Raw genomic sequence first — 24,799 nt, 5'->3', positions numbered from 1 at the left:
CATAATCGCCCCGAATCGCACCTGAATGAGGCGGATTCACAGGGCGGTTGCATACCCACTCAGGGTCGACAAACCCCGCGAAGACCCGGAGACGAACAAACAGGGCAGAGTACGTCCCATTGCGGTGCAGGCTGCGGGCCCTGGGATCTGACAGTAGAATGCCGGGAACAGAACGTACAACACACCGCCGGGCGGAGAAACGCGCCTGATGTCATTCCCCGATCTGCTGTTCCAGCCCCGTCTGCTGCTGGCCCTGCTGGTCTTCGTCCTGGTCAGCACTCTGTTCGCGCTGGCCCAGCTGCGGCTGGAACCCCATTACCGCCAGCACCCGGCCACGGCCTGGATCGCCGGCCATATCTTCATTCCACTGGCCGAGGTGCTGGCGCTGCTGATATTCCTGCTCGTTGCCTACCCCGTGCCCTACGGCCTGGTCGAAGCACCGGGCGTTCTCGAACTCCTGAGCGTGGATGGCCGCACCGCCGACCTGATCAATCTGCTGTTTCTGCTCAGTCTGCTGCTGCCGCTGCTGCCGGGGCTGGGCCGGCTGCCGGGCCTGGTGCTGCTGGGCCAGGCCCTGGCGGCCACGACGCTGCTGTTTCACTGGCTGGCGCAGCGGCTGCAGGTCGAGGTGAGCCTCGTGCCGGGCTGGCTGGCGCTGGCGTTGATCCTGGTGTGGGCCTGGGTCGGTCAGCGGCTGGTACGTCGGCTGGTACCGATAACCGGGGAGGATCTCATCTCGGGCAGGATACTGCACTGGCACCTGACCGGTGCAGTGCAGCTGCCGGCGATCCTGATCTATGGCCAGTCGCTGGGACGGCAACTGGGTTGGGAATAATGGCCCTCGTCCCTGAGGGTAAGGGGAACAGGTTGGCTACTGACGCAGCAGCACCGACGCCACCTGACCGCGCCCGGCGCGGGGCGACAGCCGCTCGATACTCAGGCCTTCAGGATGGCTGCGCACCCGCAGGCTGAGATCGACATCGGCGGGGACCTGCTCGTCGCGCAGGGTGCTGAACAGGAAGGCCTGGCACTGGCCGCGCTGGGCAGCGGCGCGTAGCCGCTGCATCAGGTCGGTCTCCTGGGCCAGCGGCCAGGCGAACACCGAGACAAAATTGCCCAGTGCCAGGGCGCGCTCCAGCACCTCCAGACCGTTCTGGTGGCTGCGCGGGCGGATCAGCAGCAGATGGTCTGCCGCCACCCCGGCACGCTCCAGCGCCGGCAGGTAGGGCGCGAAGGGCGGTGACAGCCAGGCCTGCCAGCGCGAGGCCTGGCTGAGCCGGGCCATGTGCGGCAACAGCAGCGGCAGCATCCCTGCGCCGGCATCCTCCACCCGCAGTTCGATCAGTCCAACCCGGGGCCAGCCGCCGTGCGGCAGGCAGGCATCCAGGGCGGGAATGCCGCTGGTGACGACGCGCCCGTCATCGCTCGCGGGCGCGGGGTTCAATTGATGGATAGTGGATTTCATGTGCGCTCCTCAATCCCGGCGGATGACACCCACGCCCAGGCCCTCGATGGTCAGCTCCTGTTCGCGCAGGTTCACTTCAATGGGTTTGAAATCGGGGTTTTCCGGCAGCAGGGTGACCCGGTTGCCGCGCCGGTGGAAGCGCTTGACCGTGACATCGCCCTCGATGCGCGCGACCACGATCTGCTGGTTGCGCACCTGGTCGGTGCGGTGCACCGCCAGAAGATCGCCGTCCAGGATGCCGGCGTCGCGCATGCTGTCGCCGACCACGCGCAGCAGGTAATCCGCGCGCGGGTAGAAGAACTCGGGGTCGAGGCGCACATGCTCCTCGACATGCTCCGCGGCCAGCAGCGGCGAGCCGGCCGCCACCTCGCCGACCAGCGGCAGGCCGTCCTCGATCAGGCGGATGCCGCGCGAATAGCCCGGCATCAGCTCGATCACACCCTTGCGCGCCAACGCCTTGAGGTGCTCCTCGGCAGCGTTGGCGGAGCGGAAGCCGAAGGCCTCGGCGATCTCGGCCCGGGTGGGCGGGGCGCCGTACTCGGCCACGCACTCGCGGATATAGTCGAGGATCTCGGTCTGGCGATCGGTCAATGCGGTCATGGCGCTGCCTACTGATGATTTGTACAGGTATCTGGGATTATATACAGGCCTGCGCGAATGGCAAGAGGACGGCGTGACGGCCGCCGTTTCACCGCGCCGGCGCGGGCGGTATAGTAGATGGCGGCGACAGACCCGGCTCGGGGGTCCGTTGCCCTCATTCCGAATGGAGTTAAGTTTATGATTTCACGCTGGATGCTTCTCATCCTGCTGGCAGTGACGGGGCTCCCGGCCCAGGCCCAGCAGAGCCCGGAGGAACGCGGCCTGGCGATCGCGCAGGAGATGGACCGCCGCGACAGCGGCTGGGGCGACTACACCGCCGGGATGCGCATGATCCTGCGCAACCGCCAGGGCGAGGAGAGCATCCGCGAGCTGCGTACCCGGTTTCTGGAGGTGCAGGACGACGGCGACAAGAGTCTGATCATCTTCGACCAGCCGCGCGACGTGCAGGGCACCGCCCTGCTCAGTCACACCCATGCCCTGCAGCCGGACGACCAGTGGCTGTACCTGCCCGCGCTCAGGCGGGTGAAGCGCATCGCCTCCAACAACAAGTCCGGCCCCTTCATGGGCAGCGAATTCGCCTACGAGGACCTCACCTCGCAGGAAGTGGAAAAATACAGCTACAAATTCCTGCGCGAAGAGGAGCACAACGGCCGGCCGGTGTTCGTGATCGAGCGCTATCCGGAATATGAACACTCCGGCTATACTCGGCAGGTGGTCTGGATCGACCAGCAGATCCACCAGCCGCTGCAGACGGTCTACCACGACCGCAGGGACGCCAAACTGAAAACCCTGACCCTGCACGGCTACCAGCAGTATGCAGATCAGTACTGGCGCCCGGACGAGATGTATATGGAGAACCACCAGACCGGCAAAACCACCCGCCTGGTGTGGAGCGACTATCAATTCGGCACCGGACTGACCGATAGAGACTTTGACAAGAACAGCCTGAAGCGCGCCCGCTGAGACAACCAATAAGAGCAAAGGACATGCAGATTCCGCCACGCACCCGCACCCTGCCCGGCCTGATACTGGCCGCCTGCCTGGCCGGCGTCGCACTGCCCGCGACGGCAGCCGATTACGGGGTGCAGGTCGCCGCCTTCATCAATCCGGACAACGCCGAGCGGCTGCGCATCCGGCTGCTGAACCAGGGCTATGAACCGGTGCAGGTATTGCCGCTGATTTCCGGCAACCGCGACTACAGCGCCGTGGTGGTCGGCCGCCTGCCCAACCAGTCCGAGGCCGCCGGCCTGCTCAACCGCCTGCGCGGCAGCTTCCAGAGCGGCTTCATCCGTCCGCTGCCCGAGCCGGAAGCACCGGTGACCACCGCCCCGACCGCGCCCGCGACCGAAGAACCCGCCGCCGATAGCCCGGCCGTGATCGCCCCGGCCCCGTCACGGCCCGCCGCACCCGCGCCGGAAAATACGGCCGAGTCCGGCGTCTATCAGGACTGGAGCGGCTACATCGCCCTGGAGACCCGCCTTTTCCCCCGCGACGGCCGCCACCCGGATCAGCACGACGGTCCGAACTTCTCGCTCGCCTTCGAGCCCGAGTACTACCGGGAATGGGACAACGGCGACCAGAGCTTCGTGTTCAAGCCCTTCCTGCGCCTGGACCAGCAGGATGACGAGCGCACCCATTTCGATATCCGCGAACTGGCCTGGACCCGGGCCGCCCGCGACTGGGAACTGCGTGTCGGCGTGCGCCGCGTCTTCTGGGGCGTGACCGAGACGGTGCACCTGGTGGACATCATCAACCAGGTGGACCTGGTCGAAAACACCGACACCGAGGACCGGCTCGGCCAGCCCATGATCAACCTGGCCCTGATCCGCGACTGGGGCACCCTGGACCTGTTCGTGCTGCCGGGCTTCCGCCCGCGCACCTTCCCCGGCCCCGACGGCCGCCTGCGCACCCAGCCCTACGTGGACACCGAACAGGTGGAATACGAATCCGGTGCCCGCCACCTGCACACGGATGCCGCCGTGCGCTGGTCGCACTACTTCGGCCCCATCGATATCGGCCTGGCGCACTTCCGGGGCACCAGCCGCGACCCCGATCTGCTGCCCGGCACCGACGGCGCCGGCAATCCGGTGCTGACCCCCTTCTACCCCATCATCAACCAGACCAGCCTGGACCTGCAGGCCACCCTGGGCGGCTGGCTGTGGAAACTGGAATGGCTGACCCGCGGCGGCCAGGATGAACGTTTCACCGCCGCCGCCGGCGGCTTCGAGTACACCCTCTACGGCATCCTCGACAGCCGCGCCGACCTGGGCCTGCTGGCTGAATACCTCTACGACTCCCGCGACGACACCGCCCCCACCCTGTTCCAGGACGACCTGATGCTGGGCCTGCGCTGGACTCCCAACGACGTGCACTCCACCGAACTGCTGTTCGGCGTGGTATTCGACGAGGACGGCAGCCAGCGCTTCTATAACCTGGAAGCCAGCCGCCGCTTCGGCAGCCAGTGGAAGCTCAGCCTGGAAGCGCGCGCGACCTCGAACCTGGAGGCTGGGGATACGTTCGGGAGTATTCGGGATGATGATTATCTGCAGGTGGAGTTTGCGTATTACTACTGAAACCAGCACACCTGAAAATTAGTAATGCCTCAGACAGCTTCAGGAAATCCACTCAGTAGCGTGACTGAATCTCCCATATCACTGCATGCAAAGAGGCCGCAACAAACGCGGCCTCTTATTCATTCGTGCAGCTATCTGGTTATAGAACTGCCGTGCGGCGCCTGGCCACGGCCACCAACCCGACAACGCCGGAACCAAAAAGCCACAATGCAGCGGGGATAGGCACAGGCTTCACGAGATTAAAGTTGGCGCTGAAGCCCACGAAGGGGCCATCGACCATGCCGGCACCATTGATGCCGTCGCCATCCCAGTCGGTCGACATCAGGCTCCAGACAGTGGCATCATCGCCGGAATAGCTGTCGGTGGTGGTCTGGGTACCGGTGAACATCGGCGATGGCCCGAACTGGCCAGACTCCCAGACATTGATTACATCGATATTCGTATTGCCTGACCAATCAAAAAGCAGATGTCCCATGATCTGCCCCTGATTAACCGTGACTGTATACGAGGCGCCTGAGCCGCAACTGGGTTGACCACTCGGACAATCGGTGTAGATGGTATAGACGCCCGGACCATATAGCATGACATCATGGGCATCCCAATGAGCACCAAAGAAAGGCTGATCTGAGCTGATAGTAACATTGGAAGTTGCAGAAGACACATCGGTATTCAGGCTTCCATCCCAGGTGAATTCGACGTCATTGGTTCCACCAACAATCGCCCCCGTTCCGTCTAGCATGGTGAAATTGTTGCCCGTTGTTGTCGGTACCGGGTTTACAGTATGCGCACTCGCAATACCTGCATTCACACCAAAAGCAAGTACAGCGAAATAAGAAAGGATTTCCTTGTTCATGATTAACAGCTCCTATCATCATTCTTGATTCCAGGCCAAAATACCGAATTGTTTTTATGGACTGGAGCGGACTTCATTTTGACGCTTTCAGAAAAATGCAAATCATATGCCAGTAAATCAGACGAGCCGCCTGCTTGACTAAGCATTGGATCTATACACTGGCCGAGGTTTTCACCGAATTCAAACAGGTGCGCAAGACCCCAAGCCGCGCACTCCTATGACTATGAGTGTTTTCTGGAACGTGGTTCCCCGACTGGACGCACAAACCCATCACCGAGATCACCAAGGATATGGTCGCACGCCAGCAGACCAAGCTGACCGAGACCTCCGGGCCGGCCAATGCCAACCTCGCCCTGCGATTCCTGCAGGCCCTGTTGAACTGCGCCATTGCCCAATATGAAAAGACCAAAGGCGAACATCTGATCGCCGAGAACCCGATCCATCGCCTGAGCCGCACCCGGGTCTGGAACCGGGACGAACGCCGTCGCACGGTCATCAAGCGCCATCAGTTGTCCGCTTGGTATGTCATCCGTGCAACGTCTCAGGGAACATGACCAATCCACCTACGACGACGGCAAGCGCCTGCCCGGCCACTCAACCTCAACCTGCCTGGCGCCGTGGAAAACCGTGTGACTCTGTGTCGGCAATGTTTACGGTTTGGCTCTCCCTTGAAAACTGAGAAACCAAACAAGTCAATGTTATCTCTATTATTTTGTTATGTGGCCTTGATTTTGCTAGAGTTTGGCTGATATATAATTCACTACTCAATACAGGGGTCCAAATGACAAAACCGCACACAACCATGACCTTTTGCGTCGGACTGCTGACACTCCTCGCTCTCTCAAGCGCTCAGGGCGCACTGGTATCACGCCTGGGCGGCCAAGCCTATTACGATACGGATCTGAACATCACCTGGTTAGCAGACGCCAACTACGCTTATACGTCCGGCTACGTTGATACCATCAGCACGACACACGGGGACGGGCGCATGAATTGGCAGCAGGCCTACGACTGGGCTTCCAAACTGGAGTTCGGTGGCTCCACGGACTGGCGTCTGCCGCAGGCTCTTCCGGTCAATGATGTCGAATATATTCGAGATCTCAGTTTCGATGGTTCCACCGACGTGGGTTACAACATCACCAGCCCCAATAACGAGTTATCGTATATGTTCCTGGCGAATCTGCAAAATAGCAGTTTCTACGACACGGACGGCAATATCCGCAATGAAGGCGATTATGGGCTGCAGAACATAGGCGTGTTTACCAATCTTTACGAGTACTATTACTGGACGAACAATACTGTGCCCGACTTGGCCTATTACAGTTGGGGATTCAGCAATATTGTGGGCGGCCAGCGCATGTATTACGAGCCCAGCGAACACTATGCCTGGGCAGTAATGGACGGCGATATCGCAACAGTACCTGTGCCTGCTGGTATTTACCTTATAGTTTCGGGAGGACTGGGCTTGCTTGCTATTGGTCGAGGAGTAAGTTCCCCCTTTCGTCGTCGCCCCAATCTAGCTACACCAGTCAAAGCGAAGACTGCGTAAAACACGCGATCCGTAGAAGGCAGATACCTCTAACCTGCATTGTGGTCCGGCAAATGCCGGTTTTGCCCCCCAGCCAGGTGGCGGGGTTCTTCTCTTGCTTTTTTTTGGTGCCGGCAGAGAGACTCGAACTCCCAACCTACTGATTACAAAGCGACGCACCAGGCGCATGCAGGAACTTGAAGAAGCCTTATTTTCCCATCATAGACAGCAAGTTATATTGACGCCTGTTTGAAGGCCGGGTAGGCTCTGCGCAGTGACTTGAAGCTAGGTGTCTACACTGTGTCTACAAATAAGCCCAATCAGTCGGTCGGCAAACGCCTCACCAAACGCATCGTCGACAGCCTCCCCGCCCCGGAAACCGGTCAGGTCTTCGTCCGCGATACCGAACTCAAAGGTTTCGCCATCCGGCTCACCCCCGGCGGCACCAAAACATTTGTCGTGGAGAAGCGCGTCAACGGCAAGGTGCGGCGGATCAAGGTCGCGCGCTATCCCGAAATGACCGTGGAGCAGGCCCGTCGGGCGGCGCAGACCCTCTTAGGAGAAATTGCCGGCGGCGATGACCCCATTAAGAAGAAGCGCCAAGCCCAATTCGACGGCATTACCCTGCATGAGGCGTTCAAGGCCTTTCGACAGGCCCGCTCCCATCTCAAACCCAAAACCCTGTATGACTATCAAAGGGTCATGGAAATCGCCTTCTCAGACTGGCAGAGCCGCCCCATTCGTGTCATCTCCAAGGACATGGTCGCCAAACGCTTTCAACAGCTCACGGAGAACAATGGGCCCGGCTACGCCAATTTGGCCATGCGCACCCTGCGCGCGGTGCTCAACTTCGCCCGGGACAATTATGAGGACGACGACGGTCAGCCCATTTTGGCCGATAATCCGGTCAACCGATTGACCCGCACCCGCGTCTGGCACCCTTCCAAGCGGCGCCAGACGATCATCCGACCCCACCAGCTGGCGGCTTGGTATCAGGCTGTGCAACGGCTGAAAAACGAACAGCACACCCGCCAGGGTGACACCGTGGCCGATTATCTCATGACCATCCTTTTCACCGGTCTGCGGCGCAGCGAAGCAGCCAACCTACGCTGGTCCGATGTGGACCTTGAGCACCGGACCCTGACCATCCGCGACACCAAGAACCGCCACCCGCTCACCCTGCCGCTTACCAACCAGCTGCACGAGCTTCTGAGTGACCGCAAGGCTGAGGCACAAACGGACTATGTCTTTCCCGGCCAGGGTCACCCTGGGGCCATCGTGGAGCCGCGCGTCGGGGTGCGCTGGGTCGCTCAGGAATCTGGGGTACAATTCACCCTCCATGACCTGCGGCGCACCTTCATCACCTGCGCGACAGGGCTCGGCATCCATATTTATCTCATTAAACGGCTGGTTAATCACAAGCTAAGCAACGATGTCACTGAGGGCTATACCATTCATGACACGGAGCATCTACGGGAACCCGCCCAAACGATTGCCGATTATCTTGCAAAGGCCTGCGGCATGCTCCCGTCAGCCGAGATCATTCCCCTGGACGCAAAAGAGATCGCCCAATGACCAAATATGATCCTTCGGAAGCCCTCCAACAGCTCCAGGAAAAATTGGTGCAACAGCAGGCCGCTCATGAACGTAACCCGAACTTCCGCTGCCAGGGCCCCCAGTATGCAAACCGTTGCGAAACCTGGGCCCGACGCGATCTCTGGACCCTCCTGGAAGCAGCCAACTTGCTGTGCGGAACTGACCCGGAGCGGCCCGTTAACCCTAATGGCGAGGAACACCAAGCACTCAATCGGCGCATCCAGGAGGTGCGAATCCTCCTGGAGCGGGCGGATATCCCAAAACAGGGGATGCTGAAAAAGCAGCTTCCGGCCAAAACGGTGATGCACTGGGCAAAGAAGAAAGGCCTGGACCTCCCGTCTGACCTGCTTAGCGCCATGGGCCACAAACCTGTCGAAGATAAACCGGTGCATGGCAACGCTCTCAAGAACGCCGAGAAACGCCAGGCTGTCCTCGGCGCGGCGGTCGCCGCCCTGGTCAAGTACCCGGCGCAGTGCAAGGATCGCGGGGGGAAACCCACCGGCCGGCAGATCGCCACCGTCTTGGAGCAGCACCAGGCCAACCTTTTCCCAGAGGGCCTTGCCCCTTTCAGCGTCCGTACCATGGCTGACTTGATCAACACCTACCTCCCCAAGTAATCCCGCCGCCCGGCAACCCTCACTGACCTGAAAATTACTCCGCACGGAGTAATTATTTGCTTGCGCCTACCCGTGCGGGCTTTATCAGACCCTTGTCCCTGTCTTCCAACATCAACCGACAAAGACAGGAGCACACCATGAACCACAAACTGTTAACCACCGAGCAAGCCGCCACCTATCTGGGTGTCTCAAAGGCCTTCCTGGAGCGGGACCGTTGGGCCGGTGCCCGTATCCCCTTCATCAAGGTGGGCACACGTGCCGTCCGGTATCGGCTGGCCGACCTGGAGGGCTATCTCACTGCACGGCTGCGCCACTCCACCAGCGAAGGGGGAAAGGGAGCATGAAGCAGCCAACGTTCAGATACAAAGAACACCCTGGCCGGGGCCACGTCCTGCCGGTATGCCTGTCTGGCGAGCCTCACAGCCTGGGCAGGTCTGAAGGGTTGTCTGGCCGAGCCTGCGTTAACGGGTAATCCGCTCCCCTGCCCCATTAACGGGGCACCGGCGCACCGGGATTGCCCACTCCCCGTTAACGGGGTTCCGAAACCTCGAATTCCCGTTAATGAAATTCCGAGCCACCAATGTGAGCTGGATTTCCGGCTCCAGGGAGGGCGCACCGCATGAGCATGCAAAATCCGCTACCCGATAGAATCGAGCATACGGAAGGACACCCGCACCTCACTACCGTCTTGCCACCCTGGGCCGGGCTCGCAGTGCCAGACGGTTTCACCTTAACCGAGACTGGCGTCTATCAAAGTACGACCAAAGGGGACTATCTGATTTCCGGGCCTATCTGGGTCGACGCCCTCACCCGTGATAATCACAATGGCAGCTGGGGTCTCTCGATCCGCTGGTGGGATTGTGACAAGCAAATGCACTGCCGCGCGATTTCGAGACCGCGTTTACATGAACCCGGCTCCGCCCTGGCCCAGGAACTAGCCTGCGAAGGTCTGCATATCGTGCCGGGGAAGGAGCGGGAGCTGAACCGGTACCTCTCCGCCTTCGTACCCGAGGCCCGCTTACGCTCTGTCACCCGGCTGGGCTGGGTCGATCACCCCGAGGATGCCCTGGTTTACCTCCTGCCCGGGGACGTCGTGACCGTACAGGGCAAGGAAACCCTCGTGTATCAGCCGGAGCGGCATAGCCCCTCAACCCATACCCTGCACCCGAAAGGGAGCCTGGAGGCCTGGCAAGACCAGGTGGCGGCACCCTGCGAGGGGAATCCCTTGCTCACCTTCGCCATCACGGTGGCCCTGGCCGCTCCACTGCTGAAGGCGGCCCACCAGGATGGCGGCGGGTTCCACCTTTATGGCGGGAGCAGCCGCGGCAAGACGACGGCCCTCCAGGTGGCCGCCAGCGTGTGGGGCTGCGGGGCGGATCCGGCCGAGGCGGCCAGCCAAACGTCCATCCACCGCTGGAACGCAACCCGTAACGGTCTGGAAGGACTTGCAGCCGCCCATAACGACGGGCTTCTCGCACTGGATGAATTGGGCTCACTGGATGCCGAGGACTTTGGTCGGGTCATCTACGACTTGGCCGGTGGACAAGGCAAGGCGGCCATGAACGCCAACCGCACGCTCAAGGAACAACATACCTGGCGCAACCTGATCCTCTCCACCGGTGAGATATCCGGCCAACAGAAGATCCAGGAAAACCGCCGCCAGACAAAGGCAGGTCAACAGCTTCGCTTCATGGATATCCCTATCACAGGCGGAATTATCGAAGAGACCCGGGGCCTGGAGCCAGCGGAGTTCGCCAACCGGCTGAAGCGGGCCTGTGGGCAATATTACGGCACTGCCGGCCCTGCCTTTCTGCATGCAATCGTCCAACGGTTCCACACCTCCGCCCACCTTCAGCAGGCAATTACCGAGCAGGTCGATCGGGAAACCGGGCGCCTCGCGGAAGGCGTTTCTGCCCCCGAACACCGGCGCGCGATTCACAAGCTGGCGCTGGTACTGGACGCGGGTGAAATGGCCCAAAAATATGGTGTCCTGCCACACTTACTCGATATCAGGCAGTCCATAGAGACCGTCCGGGACGCCTGGCTGGCCGACTCCAATAATCGCCCCTCTACCATTCTCGGGGCTCGTGCCGTGAAGGGGTTTATCCAGAAGCACAGAGAGCGCTTCAGGGACGCCCTCACATACGGGGGACCCCCGAGCCCTCACCGCGACATCTGCGGGTACTACAACGGCCAGGCGGACCTCTACATCTTCACCGATGAGGGATTCGCCGAGGCATGCGGGGGCCACAATGCCCAGGTCGTGGCGAGTGAATTGTCATCCAGGGGCCTGCTGCATATGAACGATGGTCGGTATAAGAGCAAGCACGTTATAATGCAAGATGGCCAGAAACGCCGGTCACGCTACTATGCCGTTAAGGGCCACATATATGATGAGGAGTTTGACTGAAGCGATGGCGCAAGTGCTGGGGATTGCGGGACAGTGGGACATTACCTGCGACGGCAGCTCCTTAGCACAACCATCATGCGCCATATCCAGGGACCCGCCGGGGCGAAAGCCCCAGGCTGCCCTAATCGGACATAATGCTGCGACCGATTAACCCCTTGAATGTACCTGATTTGCCCCCCTGTCCCGCTCGCCCCACTCAAACTGCCCGAACCGTAGACGGTCATTTCCCCGTGGAGGGAAGCGGCCCTTCCTGGACCCGGACTCGAATTCGTAACGGACCTGGTAGTCGCGGAAACGGGGCCGGCCCATCAACCACCATAAAAGCCCCATCAATTTGATAGGAGAAGACAATTATTCGTTAAATTATCTACGTAAGGTGCGTCTCGGCATAACACTCAATACCGTTTCGGCGAAGCACCCTAACGAACGCGTCTGCGTATGCCTTTGCACTTCCTGCAGACTGCCCATTTCTTGGAGCCGAGATTGACCAGCCCGAAGGCCAATGTCTATCACCATAATTCATCTTCTTCAGCCAACGCACAAAAGAACGTCGCCCGTCTTTAATGACGATGAATGCCAATCCGCATTCACCATCCATATATACATTACCTTCGACAATCATAGGGCGGGGAACACACACTGCAATCGCGCGTCGCCCTGCCTCATCAGCCAGATCATATATGGCCTGCCACCTTGCTTCCCCTTGTATCTCGCTTGGAACTATATATAGTTCTGTTAATTGCGATTCTACAATATCTCTCCTTTTCCCCGGAAAGGCTGTAACAAGCGATGCACGCTCGCGGGAACGCACGATCCAAGCGGTTTTGATCGTAGCACACACGTCGTTTAGGCCCTTCACAGATAATTCTGCAGAAAAGCGTATACCGTACTGCGACAACCTGATCTCCTCGTACGCGACATGTGCGAGACCATCAACGAGCTGGGCATGCAGAAATCTCCAATTATCACGAGTGATGCCAAGCTCAACTTCGAAAAATCGGGCCTTACTATTGCCATTTTCGTGCTCGGGATTGAGCAAATATTCGGTGAGCTTGCGCGCCTGCACGTTCACCTCCTCGGGCGCGTCTGGAAGTTGGCTAAGGTCCCATTCAAAGGGTACCGAAATCTGCCTCAGGGTGACGCCCCGTTTCATAGCTGACAAGAGTTTCTGGTGGGTACTCAACGCCATGCGGGTTCTCAGCCGCATATCAGTGACGAGACCGCGTGCGCTTAGCGCATCCGGGAAGCGAGGAGCAGGAGCACTATTCTCGAAATGCTCGTATGGTAGGACTACCTCGCCTCCTGGTGAAAAAGCATCGGCCCCAAAGAATGAGCCATTATATTCACCATCAAAATCCGCACGCACGAAGACGCGGCCATCACGGATGAACGCGTCCTTAAACATCGACTCAACAAACAAGTCGAGATGCAATGGATTACCCAGGTCTGGCTCGACCGCTCCGATATAGCGCGGGTGTTTGCGCAGCAAGCCGTCGATAGACATCGCAACCTGCTCGGAAATCGAAGACACAACTGTGGCGTCAAGGGAATTATATGCAACCTGCTCCCAGAAACGCGGGGCGTCGATGGTATTCCATTGCTCAAGACATGTTTCAACAAAGTCACCGACGAGAATAGCATAGAGGTCTTTATCAGCCACCTCCGTTGTGCCTATCTGCAAATATCCCGGGTTAGCGGATTTTTTCTGAGTACGTTGCTTAGCCGTAATCACCTCAGGCTTATAGGCGAGGCGGGCTAGGAGGATACCACCGCGATAAACACGAGTTTCCGTGAGCCCTTGGGGATCCGCAACCTTTAGTGCCGAGAGAAACGCCTCATCGAGAGTTGGTACAACGCTGTCGCCATCCGCCTTTTCCATAAAAATAAACGCGCAAGGCGGCGATTCAACAGAATTATTGCCAGGCTGCTTTAGCATTTAAATAGCTTCGGGTGCCGGTGGCACTATGTCTCCAAATTTCCTGGTGGCGCTTCTTGGTTGCGCATTCTCCGCAAGCGGCTTCACATTAATCTTAAGCGGAACCTGGGAAGCCACACCGCTGAATACGCAAGTTCCGGTCGGCAACGTAGGGATCGATTCTTCGGTAACGCGATCGATATAGGAAACTGCGCTTGCAATCGTACGCAAATCCCGCTCATTAATCAGCCGATGAATGAAGTAATTATGCGCCTGCGATGTAATCGTTGGCGATATGTCGTTAGGTCTCTGGCTCGCAATCGTTATGAATACGCCAAACTTCCGACCTTCTTTGATTATCTCTTCAAATGTCTCAAGCCGGTAGTCCTTCCAGTTCTCCGCTTCGCGGAAGGATTCTGTCGAGAGAATATTGTGCGCCTCGTCGATGATGATGTTGAGAGACTGGTTCGGGCCTTTGTTTTTATGCTCAGAATACAGCTTCTTGGATAGAAGCAGCGGTAGCGTCTTCTTCATATCCAGGTTGACATCACTGAGATTTAACACTACAAAATTGCTTTGCCAGAAATTATCGTCTCCGAGGTTGAAGATCTTATCAATATCGTGCCTCTTGCTTTTGAGGCGATTTATGACTGGCACGATATGTTCATTCTGCGCGCGATTAACAATGACATCGTATATAAGTTGCAGGTATAGAAAAATAATCAGCTGCGAGAGGAGGCTGTCTGGCAGATCGAAATTATCGACATGGTTATAGAGGCGAGTCGAATCGATCTGGTCGGCGTGTTGCCGCAAGTAAATATTCGTAGCCTTGATATAAAATTCCTGTGATTGATTGTGCCAATCAAGGTCTCCGACGAGATCAACCGGCTCACCGGCGGTATCCTCGGATGGCAAAATCTCGCGGAAATAATCAATGAGCAAGAAGGCACGGAGCTTGTCGCTCATTTGCAGGGCATCAGACACACGCTTCCGGATAATAGCTTTCAAGTAGCCTTCAGGATTATCCACGTCCTCGCTGTGAACACGGTTAAAAAACCTTAGCATGCGCCTGAGAAACGGCTTTTGAGTCTTATCCGTCGCATCGGCTAGGATGGAGAGCGCCTCAATATCAAGCAACCCATCAGCGGGCATCGGCAGCCTGTCACCGTCGTTATTCCGGGTTGATAGATTGTAGACAGTCTTATTGTCAGCAATACACGCGGCATTCGTGTACTCACCATTAAAATCAAATAGCACAAAGCGAGCGTTGCTTTCGAATGCCCTCTCATTCCGAGCCGAGAGCACGCGCACAAGCTCTTGGTAGAGACGGGCCACCGTATTAGATTTGCCACTGCCTGTGTTGCCGAAAATTGCAATATGCGAGTTAAATAGACCGTCCACAGGAAAGTCGATATCGAAATCTTCGCCAAATATAGTGGCTATGTTCACGGAGGGTGAGCCGGGGCGCACAAGATTGTGCACAAGATGTATCTTATCGCGCGTAACGATGTATGCTTCGTTGCCAATAAGAGGAAGCTCTCTCGTACCACCAATGAAGACGCCAGTTTCGTCAATATAACCCGATAAAGAAACGGTGAGTATCCGCTTGTCACGGTATACAGTCTCGCGGTCTGGGCCGGCAACTTTGCGGGATTCCTCTTGAATCATTTCGCCTTCGACCCGCCCAATTATGCTTAAAAAGCCCTTCCGAATCTCAATGTAACTATTAACAGAAATATTCTTAAGGATATCACCATCCAGAAACATGTCGGAGAGGTTCTTATTCTTGTCGACCATGACATAAATGCGACGCCCATCAACGCCGCTGACTTCCCCAACCCGCAAAACCGCATCACGCGTGAGCTTATGAACACTCATATGGCGGCCCCGCCATGAGGGAGTAGGTTGCGCAACATTGTGTTGAACTGTGAAAACTCTATGTTATCTCCATCGGTAGGCGCGATGACATCAACATTGTTATGCCCTGCAAATATTTCTGCGAATGCGTCCTTATCGGCTTCGCTGTAGGCGAAGGCGATAAGGCGAAGCGTAGGGTTCTTAAGAGCCCTGCGCGTAATGTCCCGGATATGTTCGTCGCCGAAGGAAAACCCGAATGTCACGAGCAGGGTATTTTCACGGTCAAGTTCGTTCGCATATATGCGCAGCAACTCATAATATGTTCGGTCCATCAATGTGGTCCTGAACTTTGCAGTTTGCGGTAGCACCACTGCAAACGTTTCGATAAATTCAGCTATTTCGTCAGCTGTTTTACTTTCGGGAAGCAGGTCTTTTGCTGCGACGTTGAACACGATCTCATCGCCGTCCTTCTGCCAAGATAAGGAACCATGGAGTTTAATAAGATTGATGCAAGGAATCTCGACCTTGTAGTTGTAGAGATTTCCGGTGTTATAGGTTGTATTGAAAAAATTTCGCGAAGAATATTCAATGCGGTTATCGAGTCTCGGCACCCGCGTAAACCCATCATTGAGCTTGATGGCTGGACAGCCGATAGAGGCTTTTTCAATCAGCAGATCGTAATTCGTGGTAAAGATAGTGGCCTGTTTGGGCAGCAACGTAGTACGCCGCTCTGAGAGGATAGTCTCTATCAGAGTAATACATTCGGTATACTGGGCGAGGGTTGCAGCAATCTGATCATTTTCATCTTCATTGATCAGCGCATTCATGGGTTCCTGAATTCCAGCTAAGAACTCGTACATGCGCAAACGAGCTGTTTCTTCATTGCCCGCCCCAAAAAGGGTAGCGATCTCTTGTTCGACCGGCCCAGCAGCTGGGATTGCCGGCATTGACGCCCCAGATCCGATCAAAAAATTGATATTGCCGGACTGAAAGGACCGCCCAAGTGCTTTTTGAATATCTTCAGTGACTTCTCCAAGTGATAGAACTTGCGCCATAATTAAATATCGCTTCCTGGCTATCCGCTAGAGTATATATTGCAAAGCTGACGTAGGAGGACGGTATCCACCGTCCGAGCGCTTACTTCATGTAGGCGTACTTGCCTTGGTTGGTGATCGATCTTTGCCGTCAAGAAAATCGCGTCTATTTGATGATAGGTTGTGGACGCGCGCCGATCTTTGTTTGCCCCGCGTTGCCTACATGGCAACCACAGCTCGGCAGGATTTGAGTCTGCTTAAAAACAATTATATCTGTCTACATTACGCCTACATTTGGAATACTTATATTCTGAATCCTATTTAAGTTATTGATTTTATGGTGCCGGCAGAGAGACTCGAACTCCCAACCTACTGATTACAAATCAGTTGCACTACCAATTGTGCTATGCCCGGCAGGATATTGATTTGACGTGGCTATTCTAGGGGATGGCGGTTGCCCGGGCAATCAGGGACAGGGTTTCACCTCGCGCCGCACGTCCGGGTACTGGCTGAGCCAGTCGTTCCACTGGGCCTCGGTGGGTAGGTCGGGTTCAGGGGCCTTGAGGTCGAGCCAGTACAGGCTGGTGGTACGGAAGCGCTGCTCCAGCTCGGGGGTGTAGCCATAGGCCTCGATTTGCTCGCGTCGGCGCTCGGCGGTTGCGCGGTCGGAGAAGACACCGAGCGAGATGATGTTCTGCCTGCCGACGAAATAATCCTCCACCCCTCTGGCGGACAGTTCCTCGACAATGGCATTGGCGCGGGCGCGCGGCATGGCGGGCAGGTAGACCCAGTAGCCCGCGGGTACCCGGGCCTGGACGCTGCGGATACCGGTTTCGATGTTCCCGGTGGACAGGCGGCGCTCGCCGAGATCCTGCGCGGCTGACTGCTCCGAAAAGGGGCCGACGCTCAGGCAGGCAATGACCGGTTCGGGCTCAGGCTCAGGCTCAGGCTCAGGCTCAGGCTCGGGTTCGGGTTGTGGCGCCGGTTCGGGCGGGGCCTGAACCAGGTCCGGCAGAAGCTCCCGTGGTGCGGGCTCAGACGGAGCAGCGGTGGCCGGCCTGTCTTTCCCGGGCACGGGTTCGCTGCGCTGTTCCGGTGCCGGCGCGGCAGGAATCTCCGCCGACTGGTTCGTCGCACGCTCCGAGAGCAGCACCAGGGGTTCGGTGCCGCGCGGCAACGGCGGCGGGGCCGGGGCCCCGGGCCCCTCACCCGTGGGCGGATACCACCAGGCGAGCAACAGCAGGTTGGCCAGGATCAGCAGATAGATACTCCATTTCATGCCCGTCTTTTTCCCTGCCCCGGGCGGCGGGCTGGGCCGCGCCGCTCTGGCGGGCGATCACGGCCATGCCGGTGAAGATCAGATCGGGACAGTGCTCGGCCTTCACGCTGAGCAGGGGCAGTATCTGTTCGGCGTCACCGCCGGTGACCAGGCACTGGACGGGCTCCTTCCACTCCAGGCTCAGATCGCCCACCACGCGCTCGATCAGGGCCACCAGGCTGTAGAGGCTGCCCGCGATGATGGCGTTGCCGGTGTCGGTGGCGAGCAGGCCGGTGCGGGCCTCGGGGTTGAGACTGATGGCATCGATGCCGCTGGCGCGCTCCTTCAGGCTGTCCCGCATGAGGGCGAGGCCGGGCACGATCAGGCCGCCCTCGTGGCTGCCGTCGCCGCGCAGGGCATCCAGGGTGACGGCGGTGCCGCAATCGACGATGCACACAGGGCCGTCCCAGGCGTCATGGGCACCGATCAGCGCCAGCCAGCGGTCCGCCCCCAGGCGTTCGGGCTCGCGGTAGGCGTTGGTCACCCCGAAGCCTTTGGCGCGGGTGGCGAGAAACTCGGGCTCCCGCTTCCATTTGCGCTTGATCCAGTTGGCCAGGGTCTTGTCGAACTTCTCCCCGGCCACGCTGGTGACGAAGACGGCCTCGGGGGCCTCGAGTGCATCCCAGGCCGAGGCGAAGTCCCGGGTGGGGGCCGCACTGCGGGCGACGGCGCCGCCGGGCTGGAGTTTCTTGACTTGCAGGCAGGCCCACTTGAGTCGCGAGTTGCCCGCGTCGATCAGTAATATCATTCTGTATTCAACCGTAAACTGATTTCGCCGGAACTGAACCGGCGTTCACGGCCCTCGATCTCCACGATCAGGGCCCCGGATTCGTCAATGCCCCGGGCCTGACCGGCCACTTCCCCCTGAGGAAGGTGCACGGTCACGGCCCGGTTGTGCGCCAGGTCATGGCGCTGCCAGGCCGGCTGGAAGCCGGCCAGGCCTGTCTGTTCGTATTCCCGCACGGCCGTAACCAGGTGATTGAGCACCCCGGCGGCGAGCCGGTTGCGGGAGACGGTTTCATCGAGCTGGGTGCGCAGGTCGGTCCAGGCCTGCCCGATCCCGCTGCCGGCATCCGCCGGCATAGCCACGTTGATGCCCACGCCGATCACCGCGGCGGTGGGCCCGCCCGCCTCGCCGGACATGTCGATCAGGATGCCGGCGAGCTTGCTGCCATCAACCAGGATGTCATTGGGCCACTTGAGCCCTGCGCCCTGCAGCCCGATCTGTTCCAGGGCGGCGATCAGGGCGGTGCCGACCGCCAGGCTCAGCCCCTGCATGGCGGCCGGACCGCAGGGAAAGCGCCATAGTAGCGATAAATAGAGGTTGCGCCCAAACGGCGAACGCCATTCCCGCCCGCGCCGGCCCCGGCCCCGGTGCTGGTACTCGGCCAGGCAGACCGCGCCCTGGGCGGCGGGATCCGCCAGGCGGGCGGCGAGAAAGTCGTTGGTGGAGTCGATCTGCGCCAGGATGTGCAGTGGGCCAAGCCGGTCGGCGACCTGCGGCTCCAGCGCTTCGGTGATGGCCTGGCTTGAGAGCAGCTCCAGCGGCTGGCTGAGGCGGTAACCGCGCCCGCGCACCGACTGGACCTGCAGGCCGAGTTCGGCGAGACGGCGGGTCTGTTTCCAGATCGCAGTACGACTCACGCCCAGGGTTTCGGCCAGTCGCTGGCCTGAATGGAAGCGGCCGTCGGCCAGCAGGGCCGCAAGCTCAAGCACCGGACACGCTCACGCGGGTTACGGAAAGGAATGGCCGGCGGGTCCCGTTCGGAGCGGGACAGGGGGACAGAGGGAAGGGCAAGCGGAAAGCGTCAGTCATTATCCAGGCTGCAGCCGGTTCGTTTCCGTCATTTTAACACACGGAACGGCACCGGATGGGCTGCGCCCACTAGTGATTCAGGGCCACCTCGAGTTCGGCGAAGCTGCCTGCCTGATGGGTCGGCTGGATCTGCCAGCCAAGCTGACGGCTGATGGTGGTGGTGGAGAAGATCCCCCGGATGGCCTCCTGGCCAGTGGGCAGGGCATCCGTCACCAGGGCATGGTGGCGGCCGCTCTGGCGCAGCGTGCTCACCACCTGCCCCACGGTGGCGTTGAGCACGTCCTGGACAGGGATGACATCCAGCAGCTCCAGCGGCGTCATCACGTCCCGCACCCGGATCTCGGCATACCTCACCCCCAGTTCATGCTCCAGGCGCAGCGGTTTCTCGCCCTGGATATCGTGGGACGTGATCAGTCCCAGAATCTGGTTGTCGGCATTGATCACCAGCAGCAGCCTGACCCCGGCATCGATCATTCTGCCCAGCGCCCACTCGATCGAGACCTGGGGTTCGATGGTCAGGGCCGGCACCACCCGCAGATCGGTCATGCAGAAGATGGCCGGGCTCTCCAGACTGACCTCCTCCGGCAAGGCCTGACTGGGTGTGAAGAAGGTGACGGGACCGCTCAGCCGCCGCGCTTCAAGGGGTGGATAAGGTGTCTGCATGGGGCCCTCCTGCAGGAATATTGCCCTTACCCGTGTCTATAGCCCATCACCACCCGGATAACAATCCGCCGGCGGTGCCGCCTGATCGAATTTCCTGATGACCGGCCATAAAAAAAAGCGGCGGCCCGAAGGCCGCCGCTTCTGCGCGAAGCAGGTACCTGAATGATCAGGCCTTGCGACGCCGGGTGGTAGCACCGATACCGGCCAGGGCGATGCCCATCAGGGCCAGGGTCATCGGCTCCGGCACGCCGGTGATTTCGCGGCGCAGCTTACGCTCCAGGGCGCTCTGCACATCGGCGAAGGTATCGGCGATCACGGAGAAGGCGCCAGCACCGGCAATGAAGCCACAGTTGGCGTTGGTGCCGATACCCAGACAGTTGATGGCGTCGATGCCCGCCGCGATGGCGTTGTTGGCGGAAGTAACGGGATTCCCGCTCACTGTCTGAGAGCCATCGGTGGAGACGTCGATCACCTGGCGATTCGAATCGATGGCATTTCCGAGCAGATTGGCTGACGCCGCATCGATCGAACCCGAGATGTTGGTCAAACCGCCGGTGTAGGCCATATTCTGAATAGCAGTAGTCAATGTGGCCAGATCAGCGGCATCATTGATCATCATGGTGTCCTGGATCAGATCGACACTACTATCAAAACGCCACACACCGATGGCGATGTTCCCGTAGAAGCTCGGGATGACATTGTTCAGGGCAGTCACATAGGCGTCGCGCTGAACACCGAAGTTGAAGGATCCGACGGAACCGGACGAGTCGATGGTCAGGCCCAGTTCGACTTCCACATCCGGCTCGACAACGATAGCTGAGGCGACAGAGGCACCGAACAGTAGCGGCAGGGCTCCGGCGACTCCGATGATGGTCTTGCGGAAATTGAATTTCATGGCGTTACTCCAGGTTATTTTTCGTGATTAAAGGCAGTTAAAGCGCACTGAGGTGCCTTTGCCAAATGACAAAGCATGAGCCATGCCAATTATGATTTTTGTTTATTTTCAGATTATTACGAAGGCCATGACCGACCATACCGAAATTGGTGTAAAAAAAGCCAACAGAACCGGGGCCGTATACAGCGACATGGAATGCGGACCAGAGCGCGAACGCGAAATGTGATGTGTTTCACACTTTTAATCAGGGAGTTATATCCCCTGACGCTTTGCCGGGACTGTCAATTTCATTGACACAGGCCTCGCCACGGACCGGCCATGAGGCTGAAAGGACCTGTACCACCGAGTAATATCACTCGCAGCACAAATAGGGCCGGCATAAGAACACTCCCCCGGCGATGCAGGCATTCCGACTTGTTCACCTTTTTTACATAACCCCACACAGCATCGCCACTAGAAGCCTCAAGCATTTGATATATATTGTCTATCTATCAATGGCACCTATTTTGCAAAACGTCTCTCAGCAACACCCGTGCTTCAGACTCTCAAATCTTGCAGAGGGACAATACCAATGAAAAAACTGCTTCTATCCATCGTACTGGCATCCGCCAGCATCGGTGCACAGGCCGCTGAAATCCTGGTTACCCAATTTGACAGTTCCCCCGGATACAGCAATATCAGCAACGCATTGAACTCCTTGGGCCACAGTGTGGATATAGTCGATGTCCGCACTGGCGGGACACTGGCCAGTACGCTGGCGGGAAAAAGCTATGATCAGGTTTTTCTGTTTGACCTGACCAGCACCCAGTACCTTAACAGTACGGATACACAGGCACTTGGTAACTTCTGGAATTCGCATCGCGGCCTGGTGGTTGATACCCGCTCCTACGGTTACCACTACCAGGGCACAGACCCGTCCGAGGTGGCACTGATCCAGAACGTTTCCGACAATTTCCTGCTGACCAGCGGGGGCGTGTGGGTCGGTACCGATCATGACCCGGCCTGGACTCGCAACGCCAACCCCTTCCTGGCTGAAATCGGCGTCGATCTCGTAACCGGCAGTTTTTCTGACCCGGTGAATTTCGCCGATCCGAGTTCGGTACTGCTGAGTGGTGTCACCCCGACCGATCTGTGGGGCGGCGGCCAATCCGTGGGCCAGGCACCGATCGGCATTCAGCCGAACGGGATCGAGATGTTCATCCATTTCGGTCATACCCGGACGGACGGCTCCATTCTGCCCTACATCAGCGCGAGCTTCCCGCTGCAGGGCCCGCCACCGACGGAACCACCGCCCCAGCCCGTGCCGGCACCGATGCCGCTGCTACTGATCGGTATTGGTCTCCTCGCCATGCGACTGGCACGCCGCTGAGACAACGCAGCGTTGAAACCAGAAAAGGGCACCCTGTGGGTGCCCTTTTTCATTGGCCTGCTTTCAGTACATTCAAAAAAGCAGGCTACCGCTCCATGATTTACAGCCAGGCCAAAAAAAAAACCCCCGATACCTGCGTACCGGGGGTTTGGGATTAAAGCCTGGCAGTGACCTGCTTTCACATGGGGGTGAACCATGACCGTTCGTCCAGTGGACGAACGCAGCATGGTGAACGCGAAGCCGCATAGCGGCGGAGCTGATGAACCGCGTAGCGGTCTCCCCATTGCCCAGACATGGGACATGTGGGGTACTCGCAATGAACCCGAAGAGTTCTGCGAGCGGAATAGAAAAACCCCGTGCCTGGATTACAGACACGGGGTCGGAATTAAAGCCTGGCGGTGACCTACTTTCACATGGGGAGACCCCACACTATCATCGGCGCTGAAGGGTTTCACTTCCGAGTTCGGGATGGGTTCGGGTGGTTCCCCTTCGCTATGGCCGCCAGGCAAACTGGTTCGATCACAGGCATGTGCCTGCAACCGCAATTCAGGAAACTGATTGATGCCTTTGGGTAAGTTGCGTTCGAGGTGGCCCAACCCACACACTCAAACCGCTTGAGTGTTATATGGTCAAGCCTCACGGGCAATTAGTACTGGTTAGCTTCACACGTTGCCGCGCTTCCACACCCAGCCTATCAACGTCCTCGTCTCGAACGGCCCTTCAGGGGACTCAAGGTCCCAGTGAGATCTTATCTCGGGAGGGGCTTCCCGCTTAGATGCTTTCAGCGGTTATCCCTTCCGCACATAGCTACCCGGCAGTGCCACTGGCGTGACAACCGGAACACCAGAGGTGCGTCCACTCCGGTCCTCTCGTACTAGGAGCAGCTTCCCACAAATCTCAAACGCCCACGGCAGATAGGGACCGAACTGTCTCACGACGTTCTAAACCCAGCTCGCGTACCACTTTAAATGGCGAACAGCCATACCCTTGGGACCGGCTACAGCCCCAGGATGTGATGAGCCGACATCGAGGTGCCAAACTCCTCCGTCGATATGGACTCTTGGGAGGAATCAGCCTGTTATCCCCGGAGTACCTTTTATCCGATGAGCGATGGCCCTTCCATACAGAACCACCGGATCACTAAGACCGACTTTCGTCCCTGCTCGACTTGTATGTCTCGCAGTCAAGCACCCTTGTGCCTTTACACTCAATGCGCGATGTCCGACCGCGCTGAGGGTACCTTCGTGCTCCTCCGTTACTCTTTGGGAGGAGACCGCCCCAGTCAAACTACCCACCATACACTGTCCCCGACCCGGATAACGGGCCTGGGTTAGAACCTCAAATATACCAGGCTGGTATTTCAAGGGCGGCTCCACCAGGACTGGCGTCCTGGCTTCAAAGCCTCCCAGCTATCCTACACAAGCATATTCAAAGTTCAGTGCAAAGCTGTAGTAAAGGTTCACGGGGTCTTTCCGTCTAGCCGCGGGTACGCTGCATCTTCACAGCGAGTTCAATTTCACTGAGTCTCGGGTAGAGACAGTGTGGCCATCGTTACGCCATTCGTGCAGGTCGGAACTTACCCGACAAGGAATTTCGCTACCTTAGGACCGTTATAGTTACGGCCGCCGTTTACCGGGGCTTCGATCAAGAGCTTCGTCCGAAGACTAACCCCATCAATTAACCTTCCGGCACCGGGCAGGCGTCACACCCTATACGTCCTCTTTCGAGTTTGCAGAGTGCTGTGTTTTTAATAAACAGTCGCAGCCACCTGGTCACTGCAACCCCCTTCGGCTCCACGAGCAAGTCGCTTCACCTAACAGGGGCGTACCTTCTCCCGAAGTTACGGTACCATTTTGCCTAGTTCCTTTACCCGAGTTCTCTCAAGCGCCTTAGGATTCTCTCCTCGCCCACCTGTGTCGGTTTGGGGTACGGTCGAACAATACCTGAAGCTTAGAGGCTTTTCCTGGAAGCATGGCATCAACCACTTCGCTTCATATAGAAGCTCGTCATCACATCTCAGGATTGAGGACCCGGATTTTCCTAAGTCCCCTCCCTACATGCTTAAACCGGGACATCCAACACCCGGCTGGCCTAGCCTTCTCCGTCCCCCCATCGCAGTATTGTTCGGTTCCGGAATATTAACCGGATTCCCATCGGCTACGCATTTCTGCCTCACCTTAGGGGCCGACTCACCCTGCGCCGATTAGCGTTGCGCAGGAAACCTTGGGCTTTCGGCGTGCGGGTTTTTCACCCGCATTATCGTTACTCATGTCAGCATTCGCACTTCTGA

At 58.4% G+C, this 24,799-nt stretch carries 21 protein-coding genes, 1 tRNA gene and 2 rRNA genes (1 of these 24 only partly in view); 10 read left to right on the top strand and 14 right to left on the bottom strand.

Annotated features, from left to right (window positions below; translation table 11 throughout):
• Window positions 1–208 precede the first annotated feature (208 nt).
• Window positions 209–835 carry a hypothetical protein gene (locus D6C00_RS11225; protein ID WP_125181797.1) on the top strand — a complete coding sequence of 209 codons (627 nt, stop codon included), beginning with the start codon at window positions 209–211 and terminating at the stop codon, window positions 833–835.
• 36 nt (window positions 836–871) lie between these two features.
• On the opposite strand, the gene D6C00_RS11220 is transcribed toward D6C00_RS11225, so the two are convergent.
• On the bottom strand, window positions 872–1,465 hold the full coding sequence (locus tag D6C00_RS11220; protein WP_125181796.1) for a cell division inhibitor SulA: 594 nt from the start codon (window positions 1,463–1,465) through the stop codon (window positions 872–874).
• A gap of 9 nt (window positions 1,466–1,474) precedes the next feature.
• Window positions 1,475–2,065, bottom strand: a complete 591-nt coding sequence (lexA, locus tag D6C00_RS11215; protein WP_125181795.1) for a transcriptional repressor LexA — start codon at window positions 2,063–2,065, stop codon at window positions 1,475–1,477.
• 177 nt (window positions 2,066–2,242) lie between these two features.
• On the opposite strand from lexA, the gene D6C00_RS11210 reads away from it, so the two are divergent.
• Window positions 2,243–3,028, top strand: coding sequence for an outer membrane lipoprotein-sorting protein (locus D6C00_RS11210; protein WP_125181794.1), 786 nt, complete (start codon window positions 2,243–2,245; stop codon window positions 3,026–3,028).
• A gap of 23 nt (window positions 3,029–3,051) precedes the next feature.
• Window positions 3,052–4,638, top strand: a complete 1,587-nt coding sequence (locus tag D6C00_RS11205; RefSeq protein WP_125181793.1) for an SPOR domain-containing protein — start codon at window positions 3,052–3,054, stop codon at window positions 4,636–4,638.
• A 139-nt stretch (window positions 4,639–4,777) separates the two neighbouring features.
• Here D6C00_RS11205 and D6C00_RS11200 read toward each other — a convergent pair whose 3' ends face one another.
• Window positions 4,778–5,491: a VPLPA-CTERM sorting domain-containing protein gene (locus D6C00_RS11200; RefSeq protein ID WP_125181792.1), complete on the bottom strand. Its 714-nt coding sequence runs from the start codon at window positions 5,489–5,491 to the stop codon at window positions 4,778–4,780.
• 227 nt (window positions 5,492–5,718) lie between these two features.
• On the opposite strand from D6C00_RS11200, the gene D6C00_RS11195 reads away from it, so the two are divergent.
• The 6 genes from D6C00_RS11195 (at window position 5,719) to D6C00_RS11170 (ending at window position 11,642) form a co-directional block, all read left to right on the top strand.
• Entirely contained in the window at window positions 5,719–6,045 is a 327-nt protein-coding gene (locus D6C00_RS11195; RefSeq protein WP_125181791.1) for a hypothetical protein, read from the top strand.
• A gap of 227 nt (window positions 6,046–6,272) precedes the next feature.
• Window positions 6,273–7,040, top strand: a complete 768-nt coding sequence (locus tag D6C00_RS11190) for a DUF1566 domain-containing protein (protein WP_125181790.1) — start codon at window positions 6,273–6,275, stop codon at window positions 7,038–7,040.
• A gap of 279 nt (window positions 7,041–7,319) precedes the next feature.
• Entirely contained in the window at window positions 7,320–8,594 is a 1,275-nt protein-coding gene (locus tag D6C00_RS11185; RefSeq protein WP_125181789.1) for a tyrosine-type recombinase/integrase, read from the top strand.
• Window positions 8,591–9,232: a hypothetical protein gene (locus D6C00_RS11180; RefSeq protein ID WP_125181788.1), complete on the top strand. Its 642-nt coding sequence runs from the start codon at window positions 8,591–8,593 to the stop codon at window positions 9,230–9,232. Before D6C00_RS11185 ends, D6C00_RS11180 begins: the two co-directional genes overlap by 4 nt.
• 137 nt (window positions 9,233–9,369) lie before the next feature.
• On the top strand, window positions 9,370–9,576 hold the full coding sequence (locus D6C00_RS11175) for a helix-turn-helix transcriptional regulator (RefSeq protein ID WP_125181787.1): 207 nt from the start codon (window positions 9,370–9,372) through the stop codon (window positions 9,574–9,576).
• Window positions 9,577–9,851: 275 nt separating this feature from the next.
• Entirely contained in the window at window positions 9,852–11,642 is a 1,791-nt protein-coding gene (locus D6C00_RS11170) for a DUF927 domain-containing protein (RefSeq protein WP_125181786.1), read from the top strand.
• A gap of 367 nt (window positions 11,643–12,009) precedes the next feature.
• On the opposite strand, the gene D6C00_RS11165 is transcribed toward D6C00_RS11170, so the two are convergent.
• The 9 genes from D6C00_RS11165 to D6C00_RS15805 all read right to left on the bottom strand — a co-directional run bounded on the left by D6C00_RS11165 (window position 12,010) and on the right by D6C00_RS15805 (window position 21,140).
• On the bottom strand, window positions 12,010–13,578 hold the full coding sequence (locus tag D6C00_RS11165; protein ID WP_125181785.1) for a DUF6883 domain-containing protein: 1,569 nt from the start codon (window positions 13,576–13,578) through the stop codon (window positions 12,010–12,012).
• Window positions 13,579–15,435 (bottom strand): ATP-binding protein, encoded by a 1,857-nt coding sequence (locus D6C00_RS11160; RefSeq protein ID WP_125181784.1) that lies wholly within the window; start codon window positions 15,433–15,435, stop codon window positions 13,579–13,581.
• Window positions 15,432–16,469, bottom strand: coding sequence for an SIR2 family protein (locus D6C00_RS11155; RefSeq protein WP_125181783.1), 1,038 nt, complete (start codon window positions 16,467–16,469; stop codon window positions 15,432–15,434). The genes D6C00_RS11160 and D6C00_RS11155 overlap by 4 nt, the downstream gene beginning before the upstream one ends.
• Before the next feature lie 317 nt (window positions 16,470–16,786).
• Window positions 16,787–16,863 (bottom strand) — tRNA-Thr (locus D6C00_RS11150).
• A 51-nt stretch (window positions 16,864–16,914) separates the two neighbouring features.
• Window positions 16,915–17,727: a hypothetical protein gene (locus D6C00_RS15490; RefSeq protein WP_158675398.1), complete on the bottom strand. Its 813-nt coding sequence runs from the start codon at window positions 17,725–17,727 to the stop codon at window positions 16,915–16,917.
• Window positions 17,654–18,514, bottom strand: a complete 861-nt coding sequence (locus D6C00_RS11140; RefSeq protein WP_125181781.1) for a type III pantothenate kinase — start codon at window positions 18,512–18,514, stop codon at window positions 17,654–17,656. Before D6C00_RS11140 ends, D6C00_RS15490 begins: the two co-directional genes overlap by 74 nt.
• Window positions 18,511–19,482: a bifunctional biotin--[acetyl-CoA-carboxylase] ligase/biotin operon repressor BirA gene (gene birA / locus D6C00_RS11135; RefSeq protein ID WP_125181780.1), complete on the bottom strand. Its 972-nt coding sequence runs from the start codon at window positions 19,480–19,482 to the stop codon at window positions 18,511–18,513. Before birA ends, D6C00_RS11140 begins: the two co-directional genes overlap by 4 nt.
• Window positions 19,483–19,651: 169 nt before the next feature.
• Complete coding sequence (locus tag D6C00_RS11130; protein WP_125181779.1) at window positions 19,652–20,245, bottom strand: CBS domain-containing protein; 594 nt, start codon at window positions 20,243–20,245, stop codon at window positions 19,652–19,654.
• A 166-nt stretch (window positions 20,246–20,411) separates the two neighbouring features.
• A complete protein-coding gene (locus D6C00_RS15805; RefSeq protein ID WP_125181778.1) occupies window positions 20,412–21,140 on the bottom strand; it encodes a DUF1194 domain-containing protein in 729 nt (242 codons plus the stop codon).
• Window positions 21,141–21,711: 571 nt separating this feature from the next.
• On the opposite strand from D6C00_RS15805, the gene D6C00_RS11120 reads away from it, so the two are divergent.
• The gene (locus D6C00_RS11120; protein WP_125181777.1) at window positions 21,712–22,509 is read left to right on the top strand and encodes a hypothetical protein; all 798 of its coding nucleotides are present in this window, start codon (window positions 21,712–21,714) and stop codon (window positions 22,507–22,509) included.
• Window positions 22,510–22,899: 390 nt separating this feature from the next.
• On the opposite strand, the gene rrf is transcribed toward D6C00_RS11120, so the two are convergent.
• Both rrf and D6C00_RS11110 read right to left on the bottom strand, forming a co-directional pair.
• Window positions 22,900–23,015: ribosomal RNA gene (gene rrf / locus D6C00_RS11115) — 5S ribosomal RNA — on the bottom strand.
• A 119-nt stretch (window positions 23,016–23,134) separates the two neighbouring features.
• Window positions 23,135–24,799, bottom strand: a 23S ribosomal RNA gene (locus tag D6C00_RS11110) (it continues 1,224 nt past the right edge of the window).

It is taken from the genome of Thiohalobacter thiocyanaticus (assembly GCF_003932505.1).
Classification (GTDB): domain Bacteria; phylum Pseudomonadota; class Gammaproteobacteria; order Thiohalobacterales; family Thiohalobacteraceae; genus Thiohalobacter; species Thiohalobacter thiocyanaticus.
Note: the sequence above shows the minus strand (reverse complement) of the source record. Positions and strands in the feature narration are given on the sequence as shown.

What these genes read in the sequence shown, in the direction of transcription:
- D6C00_RS11225 (WP_125181797.1), top strand. Translation starts at nt 209, where the DNA reads ATGTCATTCCCCGATCTGCTGTTCCAGCCCCGTCTGCTGCTGGCCCTG.
- D6C00_RS11220 (WP_125181796.1), bottom strand. Translation starts at nt 1,465, where the DNA reads ATGAAATCCACTATCCATCAATTGAACCCCGCGCCCGCGAGCGATGAC.
- lexA (WP_125181795.1), bottom strand. Translation starts at nt 2,065, where the DNA reads ATGACCGCATTGACCGATCGCCAGACCGAGATCCTCGACTATATCCGC.
- D6C00_RS11210 (WP_125181794.1), top strand. Translation starts at nt 2,243, where the DNA reads ATGATTTCACGCTGGATGCTTCTCATCCTGCTGGCAGTGACGGGGCTC.
- D6C00_RS11205 (WP_125181793.1), top strand. Translation starts at nt 3,052, where the DNA reads ATGCAGATTCCGCCACGCACCCGCACCCTGCCCGGCCTGATACTGGCC.
- D6C00_RS11200 (WP_125181792.1), bottom strand. Translation starts at nt 5,491, where the DNA reads ATGAACAAGGAAATCCTTTCTTATTTCGCTGTACTTGCTTTTGGTGTG.
- D6C00_RS11190 (WP_125181790.1), top strand. Translation starts at nt 6,273, where the DNA reads ATGACAAAACCGCACACAACCATGACCTTTTGCGTCGGACTGCTGACA.
- D6C00_RS11180 (WP_125181788.1), top strand. Translation starts at nt 8,591, where the DNA reads ATGACCAAATATGATCCTTCGGAAGCCCTCCAACAGCTCCAGGAAAAA.
- D6C00_RS11175 (WP_125181787.1), top strand. Translation starts at nt 9,370, where the DNA reads ATGAACCACAAACTGTTAACCACCGAGCAAGCCGCCACCTATCTGGGT.
- D6C00_RS11170 (WP_125181786.1), top strand. Translation starts at nt 9,852, where the DNA reads ATGAGCATGCAAAATCCGCTACCCGATAGAATCGAGCATACGGAAGGA.
- D6C00_RS11165 (WP_125181785.1), bottom strand. Translation starts at nt 13,578, where the DNA reads ATGCTAAAGCAGCCTGGCAATAATTCTGTTGAATCGCCGCCTTGCGCG.
- D6C00_RS11160 (WP_125181784.1), bottom strand. Translation starts at nt 15,435, where the DNA reads ATGAGTGTTCATAAGCTCACGCGTGATGCGGTTTTGCGGGTTGGGGAA.
- D6C00_RS11155 (WP_125181783.1), bottom strand. Translation starts at nt 16,469, where the DNA reads ATGGCGCAAGTTCTATCACTTGGAGAAGTCACTGAAGATATTCAAAAA.
- D6C00_RS15490 (WP_158675398.1), bottom strand. Translation starts at nt 17,727, where the DNA reads ATGAAATGGAGTATCTATCTGCTGATCCTGGCCAACCTGCTGTTGCTC.
- D6C00_RS11140 (WP_125181781.1), bottom strand. Translation starts at nt 18,514, where the DNA reads ATGATATTACTGATCGACGCGGGCAACTCGCGACTCAAGTGGGCCTGC.
- D6C00_RS11130 (WP_125181779.1), bottom strand. Translation starts at nt 20,245, where the DNA reads ATGCAGACACCTTATCCACCCCTTGAAGCGCGGCGGCTGAGCGGTCCC.
- D6C00_RS15805 (WP_125181778.1), bottom strand. Translation starts at nt 21,140, where the DNA reads ATGAAATTCAATTTCCGCAAGACCATCATCGGAGTCGCCGGAGCCCTG.
- D6C00_RS11120 (WP_125181777.1), top strand. Translation starts at nt 21,712, where the DNA reads ATGAAAAAACTGCTTCTATCCATCGTACTGGCATCCGCCAGCATCGGT.